15 protein-coding genes are annotated in these 15,765 nt (G+C 34.9%); 7 read left to right on the forward strand and 8 right to left on the reverse strand.

The window, feature by feature from the left end; genetic code table 11:
• Positions 1 to 73: 73 nt before the first annotated feature.
• The gene (locus I5168_RS07035; RefSeq protein ID WP_431471323.1) at positions 74 to 1,159 is read left to right on the forward strand and encodes a DNA topoisomerase IB; all 1,086 of its coding nucleotides are present in this window, start codon (positions 74 to 76) and stop codon (positions 1,157 to 1,159) included.
• 5 nt (positions 1,160 to 1,164) lie between these two features.
• On the opposite strand, the gene I5168_RS07040 is transcribed toward I5168_RS07035, so the two are convergent.
• Positions 1,165 to 3,591 (reverse strand): hypothetical protein, encoded by a 2,427-nt coding sequence (locus tag I5168_RS07040; RefSeq protein WP_431471324.1) that lies wholly within the window; start codon positions 3,589 to 3,591, stop codon positions 1,165 to 1,167.
• A gap of 61 nt (positions 3,592 to 3,652) precedes the next feature.
• Positions 3,653 to 4,252 carry a ribonuclease HII gene (locus I5168_RS07045; protein WP_105019460.1) on the reverse strand — a complete coding sequence of 200 codons (600 nt, stop codon included), beginning with the start codon at positions 4,250 to 4,252 and terminating at the stop codon, positions 3,653 to 3,655.
• Between the two features lie 74 nt (positions 4,253 to 4,326).
• Here I5168_RS07045 and I5168_RS07050 point away from each other — a divergent pair, with 74 nt between their 5' ends.
• From I5168_RS07050 to I5168_RS07075, 6 genes are all read left to right on the forward strand, one after another.
• Positions 4,327 to 4,596, forward strand: a complete 270-nt coding sequence (locus tag I5168_RS07050) for a hypothetical protein (protein ID WP_167342369.1) — start codon at positions 4,327 to 4,329, stop codon at positions 4,594 to 4,596.
• Positions 4,597 to 4,674: 78 nt separating this feature from the next.
• Positions 4,675 to 6,657: a putative porin gene (locus I5168_RS07055; RefSeq protein ID WP_431471325.1), complete on the forward strand. Its 1,983-nt coding sequence runs from the start codon at positions 4,675 to 4,677 to the stop codon at positions 6,655 to 6,657.
• 155 nt (positions 6,658 to 6,812) lie between these two features.
• Complete coding sequence (locus tag I5168_RS07060; protein ID WP_060524232.1) at positions 6,813 to 7,811, forward strand: hypothetical protein; 999 nt, start codon at positions 6,813 to 6,815, stop codon at positions 7,809 to 7,811.
• A gap of 80 nt (positions 7,812 to 7,891) precedes the next feature.
• Positions 7,892 to 8,182 carry a hypothetical protein gene (locus I5168_RS07065; protein WP_105019457.1) on the forward strand — a complete coding sequence of 97 codons (291 nt, stop codon included), beginning with the start codon at positions 7,892 to 7,894 and terminating at the stop codon, positions 8,180 to 8,182.
• A gap of 36 nt (positions 8,183 to 8,218) precedes the next feature.
• Positions 8,219 to 10,687 (forward strand): TonB-dependent receptor, encoded by a 2,469-nt coding sequence (locus I5168_RS07070; RefSeq protein WP_431471326.1) that lies wholly within the window; start codon positions 8,219 to 8,221, stop codon positions 10,685 to 10,687.
• A 10-nt stretch (positions 10,688 to 10,697) separates the two neighbouring features.
• Positions 10,698 to 11,264 (forward strand): type 1 periplasmic binding fold superfamily protein, encoded by a 567-nt coding sequence (locus I5168_RS07075; RefSeq protein WP_244895593.1) that lies wholly within the window; start codon positions 10,698 to 10,700, stop codon positions 11,262 to 11,264.
• A gap of 70 nt (positions 11,265 to 11,334) precedes the next feature.
• Here I5168_RS07075 and I5168_RS07080 read toward each other — a convergent pair whose 3' ends face one another.
• From I5168_RS07080 to I5168_RS07105, 6 genes are all read right to left on the reverse strand, one after another.
• On the reverse strand, positions 11,335 to 11,475 hold the full coding sequence (locus tag I5168_RS07080; protein WP_431471327.1) for a hypothetical protein: 141 nt from the start codon (positions 11,473 to 11,475) through the stop codon (positions 11,335 to 11,337).
• 35 nt (positions 11,476 to 11,510) lie between these two features.
• Complete coding sequence (locus I5168_RS07085; protein WP_105019456.1) at positions 11,511 to 11,678, reverse strand: lmo0937 family membrane protein; 168 nt, start codon at positions 11,676 to 11,678, stop codon at positions 11,511 to 11,513.
• Positions 11,679 to 11,790: 112 nt separating this feature from the next.
• Positions 11,791 to 13,335: a cryptochrome/photolyase family protein gene (locus I5168_RS07090; RefSeq protein WP_431471328.1), complete on the reverse strand. Its 1,545-nt coding sequence runs from the start codon at positions 13,333 to 13,335 to the stop codon at positions 11,791 to 11,793.
• Between the two features lie 247 nt (positions 13,336 to 13,582).
• Positions 13,583 to 14,908 carry a DASH family cryptochrome gene (locus tag I5168_RS07095; protein ID WP_431471329.1) on the reverse strand — a complete coding sequence of 442 codons (1,326 nt, stop codon included), beginning with the start codon at positions 14,906 to 14,908 and terminating at the stop codon, positions 13,583 to 13,585.
• 22 nt (positions 14,909 to 14,930) lie between these two features.
• Positions 14,931 to 15,068, reverse strand: coding sequence for a DUF2256 domain-containing protein (locus tag I5168_RS07100; RefSeq protein WP_082586950.1), 138 nt, complete (start codon positions 15,066 to 15,068; stop codon positions 14,931 to 14,933).
• Positions 15,049 to 15,714: a flavin reductase family protein gene (locus I5168_RS07105; protein ID WP_431471330.1), complete on the reverse strand. Its 666-nt coding sequence runs from the start codon at positions 15,712 to 15,714 to the stop codon at positions 15,049 to 15,051. The genes I5168_RS07100 and I5168_RS07105 overlap by 20 nt, the downstream gene beginning before the upstream one ends.
• Positions 15,715 to 15,765 lie beyond the last annotated feature (51 nt).

The following is a 15,765-nucleotide window of genomic DNA, read 5'->3' on the forward strand; positions in this document are numbered from 1 at the left end:
ATTAACATTCTTTACACATGAATTACAATATCCTTAAGTAGTCTCAATGATGTACTAGACTACTTTTATAGGTATGACCTTATCAATTGAAGATATACGTGCTTGTATTGAAGAGCCTGAATATGCTGCACAGCTGGCAGATTTGGTTTATGTAACAGACCAACATTTAAATATTCATAGGAAAAAATACGGTCGTGGATATACCTACCTAATTGATAATGAATCTAGATTAACCGATAAGGCTCAACTTAAAAGGATTAAATCGTTAGTGATACCGCCAGCTTGGCAACAAGTGCGAATAAGTGCTATCGATAATGGGCACTTGCAAGTAGTTGGACGCGATGCAAAAAACCGTAAAGTATATCTCTATCATGACCTCTGGAATTTAGTTCGTAATCAAACTAAGTTTTTTAAAATGTCCGCTTTCGCGAAAGCGTTACCAAAAATTAGAAAGCAACTAGTAAACAGTCTTCAAGTGGTAGGAATGACAAGAGAAAAATGTCTTGCGCTGGTTATAAAAATAATGGATGAAACTTATGTGCGCATAGGCAGTTCAGGATATGCTAAGCGCAATGGGACATATGGATTGTCTACAATGCGCATGCGTCACTTAACTGATACAGGATCAAAAATTATCTTTGACTTTAAAGGAAAACATCAAATTGATCAACATGTTGAAATTGATGACGCACAGCTGGTAAAAGCGATACAGCAATGTGAGGAAATTCCTGGTTGGGAACTTTTTCAGTATTACGATGATTACGGGAACCATCAATCTATTGAAAGTCATGACGTCAACGATTATCTGCATACCATCGCAGGAGATATTTTCTCGGCAAAGGATTTTAGAACATGGGGCGCGACAAGAGAATTCTATACTTTCTTACTACAATCACCTGATTTGAATACTGAAAAAGATAGAGAAGCTAATCTACTGCAAGCCTATGATGCTGCTGCCGAAGCTTTAGGTAACACGCGTAGTGTATGTAGAGAATATTATGTTCATCCTCATATCGCTGATGTTTATAAACAATCTGGTTTTGTAGATGAGAGGAAAGAAATTAAAGAATTAAAAGATCGTACCTATTTTACGGCTATTGAAACTAGAATTCAACAGCTTATAGATGATTTTGAAATTGAATTTAAGCCATCAATTTAAGAGCGTTACCACTTATATAGTAGGACATCATCACCATCTAAAGTGACTAGGTAATGCCATTTACCAGCAGTTTTTACAGACGCCGTAGTATTACCGTAAACAGGAAATCCATTAAGTAAATCACCTTTTTGGGAGAATATGTAAACCTTATTTTCTGCGTTATCAACTAGTGATATGAAGCTTTTGTTCTTGTTCTCATAAACCGAAATGTACTCATAGCTACCATAAGGTATTTCAACTTTATTCTTATTGATAAACAGATTATTATCGTTGTAACTCACTCTTTGGGACTTTGAGCTATCAAAAGAGTTACCATACTTATTGAAATTTTCAAATGCTACTTCTCCATTAAGAGGATTAATTGAGAAGAATTTACCGTCTTGATCTAGTCCAACCAATTTATTTTTAAACTGTTTGAGTTTACCTTTCAACGCAATAGGAACTGTAACCTTAGTTCTGGTTTTTCCAGTACGACTGATAAGGGCTATTTTATTTTCTGCTTTAGCAAACGCGATAAAATCTTTGTTGTTTACCCTAATATGTTGTGGTGATGTTAGAATTTCTCCATCAGGTTGATAATTAAAGCCTTTAACAGCATTACCATTTATATCATACATGAATAATCTTGAACCCTGAGTTACAACAAATCGGTAATTACGGCTGTTGTCATAATCAAAAACACTTACCGGTTGATCTATACCGTTTTTAAATTCTAATGGATATTTATTTACGTCCTTGCCATTGCGATCTAGATAGTAAATTGCTTTTTCAGTGGTGAAAACTAACTGTTTGCGACCATTTTTATAGCCGTCAACAACTTGTATCTCGCCTAATATTTTCCCTTTCAACTGTTTAGACCAGTGTCGTTTACCCTTGTCTGATACTAAGTGAAGTTTTAATTCGGCGTCTTGAAAGGCAACATCATATCCTTTAGTTAAATGATTGGGGAATAGGAATGGTCCTGCAATAATACTCGAGCCTGATTTATAAGTCAAACTCTGTTGAACGCTACCACTGTTTAACTCATCGTTTACAACTGGTATATGGAAATTATAATGAGCGTATTCGTTTTCATGTACGTATTGAGATATAATAAATGGATAAGTTTTACTTGAAATTTGCTTTAAAATCTTGCTGTCGTTTTTACTTAGCGTAGAGTTTTGCTTATAAAATTCTATACTACTAATTGAAGTGTAGCTACTTGAGCTATTTATCGAACTGTTTAGGTCTTGCCACCAAATTTGATCGGCCAAAGTGCTTTTGTTGGTAATTGCAGCAATGATTTGCTCGGGTGTAGTTGCTTTTTCAGACAATATAAAGTGAGATCCTAAAACAGTAATATATGAATAGTTTTTTTGAGGTAAAATAGGAGATAAGCTACTAGTATTGATAGGTTCTCTTAATTCATAAATGGTTGTGTTACGATACTCAAACTTGGCTGTGGATAAACTATCCAGGTTGAGAAAGAAAGTTTCGTAAGGTTCTAGTCCAAAAGCTACAACGTGCTCCTTATCCCAGCTTATTTTACTTAACTCATAACAGTTGTCTAAAATATTTTTTACAGTAGCAGTAACCTCGTGATTAATTGATTTTTGCCTGGACAAATTGGATATGATTTCTTGATGATTCTTATAAGTAGTAGTTTCTACATTGGTGAAATTAAGAGGTAATATTTCAGATATGTGGTTAGTTCTAGCAGTCAGGCCATCATAAAGTGCATGGCGCATTGATGTACTGTCTGAATACGTGAGAATACCAGAGAATTGTATCGCAAGATCGTTGTTTTCTGGTTCTACTTGATACCAATGAGCATAGTTTCCCTTATCATTTATATTGCGACCATAGATAAATTCTTTAAGCCAATTTCTATCACTGGCTTTAACATATAAGGATACCGAATTACCACTAGTTTTTTCATATAAAGATTTGAACTCGTCATTAAACACATAATCATCAAGTTCTCGTCTTATTTGACTTTCAATTATAAGTTTTGAACTACTAGCGAGATGCAATCCTTTATGATTAAGAAAATAAAAATCAATACTATCTGTTTTTGATTTATAGTATTTTGTTTCATTGTAATTAAAGGTTGATGTAGTATCTCTATACTTTGGTAGGTCCGAAGAAATTAAAGAAATAACCACTTCATTTTTACCTTCAATGCTTACTGTGATTAGATTGTTATCACTTTCTTTATATAATTCTAAAAAGCTACCTGCATTTTTAATTTCTTGTAGTCTATCTAGATTTTTTATTTGGTTATATAGAGCGTTATTTTCTATAAAACTAAATACATCCTCCATGTTATTTGCGTCAATTATGATCTTAGAATCATGTGGTATACGATGGAGGAGATTTAAATCTATTTGGGAGTCTTTTTCACAGCTAGTAATAAGCAGAACCAAAACAAAGATTCTCAAAAAGTTTTTCATAGACCTAGTTTTATACAAAGGTAAAAGTTATATGAAATAACACACAGTTCAAACAAAACTATTATAAATCCAGACTTAATTGATCTGGTAAAAGTTTAAAGCTTTTTCTATGGTATTTTGTACTACCATATTGTTTAATAGCGTGGCGATGTGCAACTGTGGGATAACCTTGATTTTTATGCCAATCATAATTAGGGAATTCCCTAGATATTTTTTCCATAAAATCATCTCTATATGTTTTGGCGAGTATGGAAGCAGCTGCGATGTTGAGGTATTTTCCATCACCTTTAATCACTGTTGTGTAAGGTATTTCGTTGCATGGCTTAAAACGATTGCCATCAACGGCTATATGATCAGGTTTACTTTCAAGACCCTTTATTGATTGATGCATTGCCAGAATACTTGCATTCAATATATTAATCTCATCGATTTTCTCCATCATTACATGCGATACATGAAATGATATTGCTTCTTTTTCTATAATAGGTCTAAGTTCATACCTACGCTTTCGCGAAAGCTTTTTACTATCATTCAATTCAGGACATTTAAAGTCTGGTGGTAAAATAACAGCAGCAGCAGTGACGGGTCCGGCAAGACAGCCACGTCCAGCTTCATCAGTTCCTGCCTCAATAAGATTGGGTTTTACTTGTAATAAAAGCATACTGCGAATGTAATTAATATCAATTACCTTTATAAAAACGCATTACTTAATTTGAATGTGCAAAGAAGGAATACATGAAAACTATTCGAATTTTAAAACGTAGTTTATCTATAACAGGATTAGTTCTTACCCTACCAATTATCGGTATGGTGTTTAGTAAAGAGGTGAATTGGGGTTTGCTGGATTTCTTAGTTATGGGTGTGATGCTGTTTACAACAAGCGTTCTGTTGCATTATATTTGGTTTTCTCACACTTCTTCAAAATGGAGGTACGGCCTAATTGTACTAGCTCTCATTGCTTTTTTCTTACTTTGGATAGAGCTTGCTGTTGGTATTTTTAATTAATCTATACCTATAGATTAATAGGAACTCAATAACTTCTAATTGCTATCGTTATCTTACTTTTGAGCCGTGATTAAAAAAATGAGATTTCTTTTATTTCTATTGTTGGCTTTTCCTGTACTTTCTATAGCACAAGAAAAGGAGTTGATATCAGCTGGAGAAGTTCGAACTTCTGATAGATTTACATCTTTGAACGGAGATCAAAATACAGATCAACCTGGCGTTCAAGTTAAGGGAGATAAGCCACCGATTACAGATTACCTAATCATATCTGCACAACGTGATACGACTCACGTAGATACCACTTTACACATTTACAAAGATTATAAATTCAATTATTTGCGCAAGGATAATTTTGAATTACAACCCTTTCACAATGTAGGTCAACCTTATAATGAATTAGGAAAGTCCTATTCATTAAATACACTCACTCCATCAATGGGTGCGCGAGCTAGGCATACAGGATATTTAGAAGTACAGGATATGCAGTATTATAGAGTGCCTACTCCTTTAACCGATTTATATTTTAAAACAGCAGTAAATCAAGGACAGCAGTTAGACGCTACCTTTACAAGTAATATTTCTCCTCAATTTAATTTCTCTATCGGTTATAAAGGAGTGCGCAGCGCAGGAGACTATGCTCGCACACTTACTAGCACAGGGATATTTAAATTCACGGCAAATTATGTTTCAAAAAATAAGAAGTATAAAGCTATAGCACATACAACCTTTCAAGATTTATCTAATCAAGAGAATGGTGGTATTGTGGCTAGTGCCGTTCAAGGATTTGTTGATAACGATGAGGATTTTGATGATAGAGGACGATTAGACCCTAATCTAGAAAATGCGGAAGGTACATTGAACGGTCGTCGATTTTATATCAATCATGAATATGAGTTTCTAGGTAAAAAGGATTCAACCAGTTTCTACAGCGCAAGATTGTACAATGAAATGTTTTATGAAGATAAATTGTACAGGTTTGAGCAGTCTTCACCAGATGAAGAATTTCTAGGAAATGCCTTTGGGAATGCAATTAATGATAAAACAGATTTTGAACAAGGAGATATAGAAGTAGGTTTACTCTATGATCATCATTTGTTAGGTCATTTTAAAGCAGGATTCACCAGGCAGGCATATAATTATGGTTATAATCGTGTTCTTGATTTTGGGACTTCTTCAATTACCAATAGACTCAAGGGTGAAACGTACCAATTATCAGGAACGTTTAGTAAGAATTATAAAGGATTTGATATTCAAGGTGATGGTGGTGTAATACTATTTGGTGATTTGACAGGTCAATTTTTAAATGCATCGGCTAGTTATGATTTTAAGTTGTTTAAACTTAGTGCTTCTTTAGATTTGAGCTCGCAATCTCCTAATTTTAATGCGCTTTTATTCCAAAGTGATTATGAAAATTATAATTGGCAAAATGCTTTTGACAATATCGAGAAGCAACAATTTTCTATTGATTTAAAATCAGATAAACTTCTAGATGCACAGTTAAGCATTACTAGAATTCAGGATTATGTTTACTTCACCGAAAATCAGTTATTGGACTCTGATTTGAATACAGTAGGTTATAATGCAGCTCCTCAACAATTTGATTCTGAAATTACGTATTTAAAATTGAAGTTGTACAAAGGATTTAAGTTCTTGACCCATTTTGGTATGGATCATACCGTCATGCTTCAGTCTGTTGACCAAAATCAAGAAGTATTAAACTTACCAGAAGTAGTTACTCGAAATACCTTTTACTATGAGAATAGGTTTTTTAAAAGAGCTTTACAACTGCAAACCGGTTTTACATTAAAATATTTTACTTCCTACAATATGGATGGATACGATCCTGTATTAGGGGAATTCTATACGCAAAACAATCAAGAGTTTGGTGATTTTCCTATGATTGATGTTTTCTTAAATGGTAAGATTAGACAAACAAGAATATTCTTTAAGGCAGAACATATCAATGCACTCTTTGGTAAGCAGGATTACTTCAGTGCTCCATTACATCCTTATCGTGATTTCACTTTTAGATTCGGTATAGTGTGGAATTTCTTTTTATAAAATTGTATTAAAAACGTTAAATAATTATGTTTCAAGTGGTTGATTTTGAGTAAAATCAGCTGTTTTTCTTTAACATTTACAAACTCTCTTATGAATTCATTAAAACCGAGGTGTAAGATTCTTCGTAAATATGTATGAATTCAAAAACAATTACAATGAAAAAGTATTTTTTATACAGCGGTTTGCTGTTAAGTACACTAACCTTATTTAACTGTTCTGACGATGATGATGTTGTAGAAGGACGTTTTGACCGAGCAGAACTCTATGTAACCAGTACAGCAAGTGGTGACATCACAGTCTATGACTTTTCTGATGATGATCAGGTTGAAACTACAACTCTTACGACATTAAGTACCTCTAACGAAGGTATTGAGTACGATGGTGATACAGACGAGTTATTTGTTGCATCACGTAGTGCTCTTAACTTAAGTGTTTTTACAGATGTAGAGGCTACTATTGAATCAGGAGCTGTTGCAGCAGCAACAGGTATTACCGCCACGGCCGCATTTAACAGTCCTAGAGCACTAGCTATAAATGGTGACAATGTAGTAGTAGCAGATAATGGTACTAATCAACTATTCGTTTATACTAGAACATCAAGCGGTTTGCAATTGCGTAATACGTTTGATATAGCTTTTGATTTATGGGGCGTTGAGTTTGTAGGATCAGATTTATATGCGGTAGTTGATAACACCTCAGATCTAGCAATTTTTACCAATTTCCTATCAAATACAACTGATGGTTCACTAGCTGCAACCAAACAAATTACAATTGAAGGAATCGTAAGAACACACGGTATTGCCTATGATGCACAAGATGACTTATTAATCATGACAGATGTTGGTCTGGCTTCTAGTGATACAGATGGTGCTTATCATGTAATTGATAATGCGCTTTCTCAAATAGCAGGAGTTGCAAATGGTGGGACTTTGGCACTATCATCTCAAACAAGAGTTGCAGGTTCAAATACGTTTTTAGGTAATCCAATTGATGTTGATTACGATACCGAATCAAATACCATTTTTATTGCAGAGATTGCTAATGGTGGTGGACGAGTACTTGCATTTGACGTAGCACAATCTGGAAATGCTAATCCAGCTATTAACAACATGCTTGCTGGTTGTAGCTCATTAGATTTCTACGGGAACGACTAATTCTCAAATTCTATAAAGAAATATTAATTGTTGCGCTTGTTCGAGCGCAACAATTTTTTTTTGCTCTATATTTGGCGATCATGAGATATAACCAATACATATCCATATTACTAATCGCCCTGTTTACTAGCATGCAATTGATGAACTTGCATAGCTGGTCACATGATGATGATCATGAAACAGATTGCGAGGTATGTGTTATATCTCACGAGTTTCAGGAACTTCAATATGATTTCCCACAATTAGGGACATGGACTCCATCTATTCAAAATCACATCCCTGTTGATGGTGTTGTTGTTTATTACGCTTCCGCGAAAGCGAACTCAACATCAAACATTCTCTTTACAAGACCGCCGCCAGTACTAGCCTAATTCCGTTTTTTGAATTAGTTATTACAATCCCTTACTATGTTTAAATATTTATTAGTAGTCATATTTATGGCTACTGTTGCAATGTGTACAGCACAAGATTGCAAGAACACCCTTAAAGGTAAGATTACCGATTTTCATAATAATAAACCACTAGAACTAGCCCAAGTATATGTAGAGGAGCAAGAGCGTACTTATACGTCAAACTTAGCTGGTGAGTATCAAGTAAATGACTTGTGTACAGGAGTTTACCATCTTATTATTACTCATATTGATTGTGATAAAAAATCAATTGAGGTCGTTGTAAATCAAGATAAAATCTTAAATATTACTCTCGAACATCATATCAATGAACTTGATGAGGTACAGGTTGTTGCCGATGTTCATGATGATCATGCAACTACTCAAAATGCAACTCGTATTGATAAGGAATTAATTCAAAAGTATAGCGGTGCAACCCTAGGAGATGCGCTAGAAACTGTGCCTGGAGTGTCATCACTGAAAACAGGTCAAGGTGTCGTAAAGCCTATCGTGCACGGATTGTATGGTAGTAGAATTACCATTGTAAATAATGGTGTGAGGTTACAAGATCAAGAATGGGGAACAGAACATGCTCCAAATATTGATCCCAACACAGCATCTTCTATAAGAGTTATTAAAGGTAGTAGTGCCTTACGTTATGGTGGCGACGCGGTAGGAGGAACTATAATAATAGACCCAGCTCGTGTAATAAGTAAGGATACTCTTATGGGTAACGCAATCTTAACCGGTCAATCGAATGGTCGTGGCGGAGCTATAACTGCTGGTATACAGCGATATAAAAAGTCAGGCTGGTATCAACAGGCAAATATTACTTTCAAGCGACTGGGAGATTTTGAAGCCCCAGATTATATTCTTTCTAATACGGGTTCTCAAACAGCTGCTACTAGACTTGCAGTTGGGTATAAGCAATTTGAATACGGTTTAAGTGCTGAATATAATTTTTACGATACTGAATTAGGTATTTTAAGAGCATCTCACATTGGTAATACCGCCGACTTAGTGCGTAGTATAAATTCTGGTGAACCTGCTATCATTAATGAGTTTACTTATGATATTGATGAGCCAAAACAAGAGGTCATACATCACCAAGTTGCTCTTAACGCTTTTAAACGCTTTAGAAATCTAGGAAAGTTTGAATTCAACTACCAGTATCAACTTAATAACAGAAAAGAATTTGATGTACGTAGAGGTGCGCTTTCTGAACGTGCTGCACTAGATATTGATTTAAAAACACACAATTTTCAAGGATATCTAAATATTGACGCTAGCGATAAATGGAATCATGAACTAGGATTGGATGCCGTTTTACAAACCAATTCACCAGATGCAACAACTGGTGTGCGTCGTCTTATTCCCGATTATAATTCCATTAAGGTAGGTGGTTTTGTAGGAACTCAATATCAATTTACAGATAGACTAATGATTGAGGCTGGTGCTAGATACGATCATTATTCAATAGACGCTAAAAAGTTTTATATCACCTCTCGTTGGGAATCTTTGGGATATGATGTGCGATTTGCACAGTTTGAACGATTTAGAGAATCTATACAGGTTTATACTGAACCAGAATTGGATTTTGATTTATTCGCATTTTCAAGTGGTGTTCAATACTCATTTAAAGATCACTTTGATATAACCTTTAATGTGTCTCACTCACAGCGCGCTCCAAACCCAGGAGAGCTTTTTAGTGAAGGATTGCATCACGCTCTAGCAACTATCGAAATAGGTCGTTTAGAATTAAATAAAGAAGTGTCAAATAAGATCAGTGCTAGTTTTCATGCTAACTATAATAACTGGGATGTAGAACTTGCACCTTATTACAATCGTATTAATGACTTTATACAATTAGTTCCTAATGGAGTACAGCTTACTAATCGAGGTGCGTTTGCAGTCTATGAATATGAACAATTAGATGCTGTTCTTGCTGGTGTTGATATAAGTGCTAGTTACCATATAAAAAGGAAAGAAACGATAAAACGATCTCCATATAATAGAACAATCAACGTTACTAAGAACTGGATATCGTTAGGTGCACAGTTCTCTTACGTGTATGGAGAGGATGTGAAAAACGATAAACCCTTAATCGATATTCCACCAGCTCAGTTATTAACTAAAATCGAAATTGAGAATGTTTTTACGGAAGGCTTGCAGGTAGAAATTGCAAATCAGCAAGTATGGAAACAAAACAGATTTCCTGACAACGATTATGAAATCACTTATGCCGCAGATAATGGGAACGCAGTTACTGAAACTGTAGAAATATCAGAATCTCCAGATGCTTACAACTTATGGAACCTAGGTCTAGCTTACTCCATTAAGTCACAAAATAATAAACCTAACTTGAGTTTTAGACTTCAAGTGAACAATGTACTTTCTACCAAGTACAGAGATTATCTCAATCGACAACGTTTTTACGCAGATGAAATAGGTAGGAATTTCATCGCACAAATTTTGTATAATTTTTAAATTTTTAATTATGAAAAAAGTTCTTAGAACTACAACCGCTTTAATGATGACAGCTGTACTATTTGTAAGTTGTGACAATGACGATGATAACCCAGATATCATCAATCCAGAGGAATTAATAACTACGGTTGAATTAACTCTAACAAATGACAATGATGCGACAGATATTGTTGTGCTTGAAGCATTTGATGAGGATGGGGAAGAAGGTCCTATCGCTCCAGTAGTTCGTCAAAATGGTGCCCTTACGGCAAATGCAACCTACTCAGGTATGGTAAGATTTTTAGATGCCAGTGATCCGGCAGATGTTGAGGATATTACTATTGAAGTAAGAGACGAAGCAGATGAGCATGAAGTATTCTACGTGACTGATGTTGCTGGTGTAGCGATTGCTAAAAATGATGTAGATGGTGGTGGTAATCCATTAGGATTGGATACTACAGTTACTACTGGAGCTGCTGGTTCAGGTAACTTTACTATCGTATTACGTCACGAACCTACTAAGCCTAATGACGGTACTCTAACTGGAGCTGGTGGTGAAAGTGATATTGAAGTAACATTCCCACTTACAGTACAGTAGTTTATTAGATTTATTGAATGAAAAAACCCTTGCTGTTTTAGCAAGGGTTTTTTTAATATGTGATATTTAATTAATCTACAGTATCTTCAATATCGTCTGCAACATCTTCTACTGCATCTTCTACTTTTTCTCCTGTTGATTTTTCTCTACAACTTGAAATACTTAACGTAAAAGTTGCAACAGCTATTAGAATTAAAATTTTTTTTAACATAATAATGATTTTAAAAGTTAGTGTTGATTATTCTATTATAAAGGTTTTCTACCGCTTATAATATTAATTAAAATTACAATTACTGCAATTACTAATAGAACGTGTAGTAATCCGCCAGTTGACATGCCCGGTACAATTCCAAACATACCCAATGCCCAAACGATAACACAAATGACGGCTACTAACCATAAAATACTTCTCATAATATATAGTTTTTGTTTTTGATTAATCTAAAAGTACTTATGATTTTGATGTTGATTTCTAAATAAATTAATAATTACGATTAATTTATGTTAAATCAATAGAAAGTCAAATTTAATATTGAGATGGATTTTTCATCACATCCTGAGCTCGTTGTTTATGTCGTTCTAATTTTTCTTTATCCATTTTATTTAGAGTTCCCAGCATCATGTTCATGCGCTGGTTGTTTTTGAAAAACTCTTGTTTATCATCTAGAAAATTCCAGTATAGCGAATTAAAGGGGCAAGCATCCTCTTCAGCATTTTTCTTACTTACTTTGTATTTACAGCCTTTACAATAGTTACTCATTTTATTGATATAACTACCGCTAGAAACATAAGGTTTAGTCGCTACAATCCCACCATCAGCCCATTGAGACATTCCTCTAGTATTAGTTATTTCAACCCATTCAATTGCATCAATGTAAACTCCTAAATACCAATCGCAAACTTGGTTGGGATGAGTTTGTGTAAGCAGTGCAAAATTACCAGTTATCATCAATCGCTGTATGTGATGAGCATAGGCATTGTCTAGTGAGTTATTAATGCTGTGTTTAAGACAATTCATATCAGTTTCACCAGTCCAGTAAAAGTCTGGTAGATCGTTCTGGTTGTCAAGTTTGTTTGATCTAGCGTAACTTGGCATTTCTTTCCAATATATTCCACGCATGAACTCACGCCAGCCCAAAATTTGTCTTACAAATCCTTCAACTTGTGAGATGTCAATCTTGCGTTTGTCTTCTCTCCATTTATCAACTACTTTTTCTATAACCTCTTTAGGATGAAGCATCTTAGAATTCAGGGCAAAGCTTAATCTACTGTGGTATAAATACTCCTGATTGGTATGCATGGCATCCTGATAATCGCCAAAATGAACGAGTAACTCATCACAAAAATAATTGAGTACTTTAAGTGCATCAGCTCGTGAAGTAGGCCAGTTAAAATTACTACTATCAATACGTCCAAAAGTCGAAACATCTTCCTCTTTTAGCATTTCTACAATATCACTTACATCCTTACGAAATCCTTTTTCCTTCGGGATTTCAGTATCGCCATCCCATTTGTTTCGATTGCTTTTATCGTAGTTCCATTTTCCGCCTTCTGGTTCCTTGTCACCTACAATCATGATATCGTGTTTCTTGCGCATGTCACGATAGAAATATTCCATAGTCATGCGTTTTTTTCCTTCAAAAAACTTTTCTACATCCTTTCTTTTGGTAAAAAAATGCTCAGTATCATATCCTTCCCATTCTATATCTAAGGACTTGCAAAAGTCTCGCAATTGTTGGTCCAATCGGTATTCGTCAGGAGCTAGGTACTCAAATTTTTCAATGCCGTGTTTATCAATAATATGGTTGAGGTTGTCTACAAGGTTGTGCTTGTTCTCGCTTTCGCGAAAGCGGAAATATTCTACCTGCATTCCACGATCCTCTAACCACGATGAAAACTCGCGCATCGCCTGAAAAAATCCTACAACTTTTTGAATGTGATGCTTTACATAATCTGTTTCTTGGCGCATTTCTGCCATATGATAGATAATGTGATCTTGATCGCCGTTATACCATGAATGCTTGTAGTTAAGTTGATCTCCTAGAATAAGACGTAATGTTTTTTTGGGCATGATGTAACGTTTTTAAAGATTTGAACACCTATTTAGCAAAGATTTAAGTATGAAAAGGTCTAACTATTTTGTTTTGTTTGTAACGGCTATTTGGTTATTATTACTGGCTTATCTCAGCTTTTTTACTAAAGTCGGTTTAACAACCTTGTTGATTGTTTATACCATAGGTCAAGGATTTTTAACTGCGTGGTTTCTTCCAAAATATGCTAAGAAGAAGTGTTGTTGTTAATGAATTCAACATTTCCAATTAAAATAACTTTTCCTGCAACCATTTTTTGCGATACTTATGTTCATTGTCATAACGATCGGCTTGTAGCTTAATATTAAAAGTTCTATTTCTAGGATCATTACCTACACCACTATTATACATCCAGTTTCCATAATTTGAATGCACGTCATAGTCTATTAAAATGTGCTCAAAGTAAGCAGCACCTAGTCGCCAATCCTGTTCACGATGCATGCTCCAGTAACTGGCTACATTTTGTCTACCACGATTGCTCATAAAACCTGTCGCTGCTAGTTCTTTCATGTTTGCGTTTACGAAGTCTTCATGCGTTTCACCATTGATCCATTTTTCTAATTCTCGCTCGCTAGCTTTCCATTCATAATCTCTGTGTAATATTCCACCTAGATTGAAAATATTATGTTCATGTTTTAATGAAACATACTTAAAGAAATCACGCCAAATCAATTCAAAAACTAACCAGTAAGTATCTTGGTTTTTCTTTACTTCTTTTTCAAACCGTTTTACTTCCCAATATATCTGTCTGGCACTTATGCATCCTAAGGCTAGCCATGGACTGAATTTACTACTATAATCAGTTCCTAATAATCCGTTTCTTGTTTTCTTATAGTATTTCAATTTTTCAGTATCCCAGAAATAGTGGTCTAAACGATCCCATGCTGCAATCTCACCACCTTCAAAAGGAAAAGCACTGTTAGGGTGTTTTTTAAACTCCTCAAGTCCCAAATCAGCAAGGGACGGAATAGGAGTGAAGGTTACTTTGGGCATTTCTTGTTTGTAACCTTCAATATCTACTGTATTACGCACTTCACTTTGTTTCTCACACTTCTTACGGAATTCGGTAAATACCTTGGGAATTTGTTGCCAGTTGTCAAAAGGAACGTCTTCTGGGTGAAATAAAAATTGATCATAAACGCGATGACCTTTTGGTTTACGGTCCAAGGTCGAAAGTGCTTTACCTAGAGCTTCTTCTTGCTCTACTTCGTCACGCGTCCATTCTTTTTGCAGATAGATGTCAGTTATTTCATACTCTTCTACTAATTGCGGAATGATATTTTCTGGTTTGTCGTGAAATAGTAATAAGGGAATTCCATGCTCTTCTAATCCTTTACGCAGGTCGTTTAACGCTTCACGAATAAATTGTGCTCTGTATTTTCCTGTTTTTCCGAAAGGTACTTTAAAGGGTAAGTTCATTCCAAAATCACTTTCTTGATAATACCGTGGATCAAAAAAGTATACAGCTATTACATCACCTTTATTATCACAAGCTGCTTTCAGACTTACATTATCCTGAATACGTAAATCGTTTCTATACCAGATTAAATTCATTCTTGTTTTGTTTTACTTATTTCTACTTTCTACATTTCTTACTACAATACACTACGTTGTCCCAGTTCTTCTCCCACTTCTTACGCCATGTAAATTCTCGTTCACAAGAAGGACAAACTTTAGTAGGCAAACCATGTGGATTACGAGCTTTTTGTTTCATTTTTATTATAGGTGATTGGTTTTACATCAGTTTCAATTTGAGCGTAAGAATACCGATTAGTGAGAGAAGCTTTGCCATAGGCGTCAAGACCATTAATTATAGTACTTTCTGCTTCTTCAAGATTCAAAAACCCATCTTCAAGGATGTAATCTTCCTTCAGAAAAACGTCAGTGATTTTACATATAACTAGTCGACATTGATTTTCATCAATAAGAATATCATTCACATAACTAGCAGCAACTTGTATGTTTGAATTTGCAACGAAAGGAGCCTTAAAACCAGTTCGTTCTATTTTTTCTATGTCTAATTCTTTAAACTCTGAAATGTCAACAGGGAATTTAGCGCTTGTGCTATGAGCTTTCTTTATAAGTGATGAATTAACGTGATTTAATGTTAAGTAACCCGTTGCTTTTAAGTTTTCATAAGTGTGACCAGCACCATATCCCAACGGTCTAAGTATGAAGCAAAAGAGAGCAGGATTGCTTCCTAAATGGGTTACGTTGCTAAATATTGCTAGGTTGTCAATTCCTTCTTTTGATCGAGTGCCAATCAAATGAGCAGGCTTGAATCCGGTAAGACCTGTTATCAAGTTTCCTCGATAAAACCGATCCATTTCAGCTATATCTTCCGATGAAATGTGTTTCATTTGTTTAACTATTGTAATCAAAAGTAAAACAAATATTGCTTAGGGTACTTT

The sequence above is a fragment of the Nonlabens sp. SCSIO 43208 genome, assembly GCF_050703575.1.
Taxonomy (GTDB): Bacteria; Bacteroidota; Bacteroidia; order Flavobacteriales; family Flavobacteriaceae; genus Nonlabens; species Nonlabens tegetincola.

Excerpts from the sequence above, each read along its gene's own strand:
- I5168_RS07035 (WP_431471323.1), top strand. The coding sequence starts at position 74 with ATGACCTTATCAATTGAAGATATACGTGCTTGTATTGAAGAGCCTGAA.
- I5168_RS07040 (WP_431471324.1), bottom strand. The coding sequence starts at position 3,591 with ATGAAAAACTTTTTGAGAATCTTTGTTTTGGTTCTGCTTATTACTAGC.
- I5168_RS07045 (WP_105019460.1), bottom strand. The coding sequence starts at position 4,252 with ATGCTTTTATTACAAGTAAAACCCAATCTTATTGAGGCAGGAACTGAT.
- I5168_RS07050 (WP_167342369.1), top strand. The coding sequence starts at position 4,327 with ATGAAAACTATTCGAATTTTAAAACGTAGTTTATCTATAACAGGATTA.
- I5168_RS07055 (WP_431471325.1), top strand. The coding sequence starts at position 4,675 with ATGAGATTTCTTTTATTTCTATTGTTGGCTTTTCCTGTACTTTCTATA.
- I5168_RS07060 (WP_060524232.1), top strand. The coding sequence starts at position 6,813 with ATGAAAAAGTATTTTTTATACAGCGGTTTGCTGTTAAGTACACTAACC.
- I5168_RS07065 (WP_105019457.1), top strand. The coding sequence starts at position 7,892 with ATGAGATATAACCAATACATATCCATATTACTAATCGCCCTGTTTACT.
- I5168_RS07070 (WP_431471326.1), top strand. The coding sequence starts at position 8,219 with ATGTTTAAATATTTATTAGTAGTCATATTTATGGCTACTGTTGCAATG.
- I5168_RS07075 (WP_244895593.1), top strand. The coding sequence starts at position 10,698 with ATGAAAAAAGTTCTTAGAACTACAACCGCTTTAATGATGACAGCTGTA.
- I5168_RS07080 (WP_431471327.1), bottom strand. The coding sequence starts at position 11,475 with ATGTTAAAAAAAATTTTAATTCTAATAGCTGTTGCAACTTTTACGTTA.
- I5168_RS07085 (WP_105019456.1), bottom strand. The coding sequence starts at position 11,678 with ATGAGAAGTATTTTATGGTTAGTAGCCGTCATTTGTGTTATCGTTTGG.
- I5168_RS07090 (WP_431471328.1), bottom strand. The coding sequence starts at position 13,335 with ATGCCCAAAAAAACATTACGTCTTATTCTAGGAGATCAACTTAACTAC.
- I5168_RS07095 (WP_431471329.1), bottom strand. The coding sequence starts at position 14,908 with ATGAATTTAATCTGGTATAGAAACGATTTACGTATTCAGGATAATGTA.
- I5168_RS07100 (WP_082586950.1), bottom strand. The coding sequence starts at position 15,068 with ATGAAACAAAAAGCTCGTAATCCACATGGTTTGCCTACTAAAGTTTGT.
- I5168_RS07105 (WP_431471330.1), bottom strand. The coding sequence starts at position 15,714 with ATGAAACACATTTCATCGGAAGATATAGCTGAAATGGATCGGTTTTAT.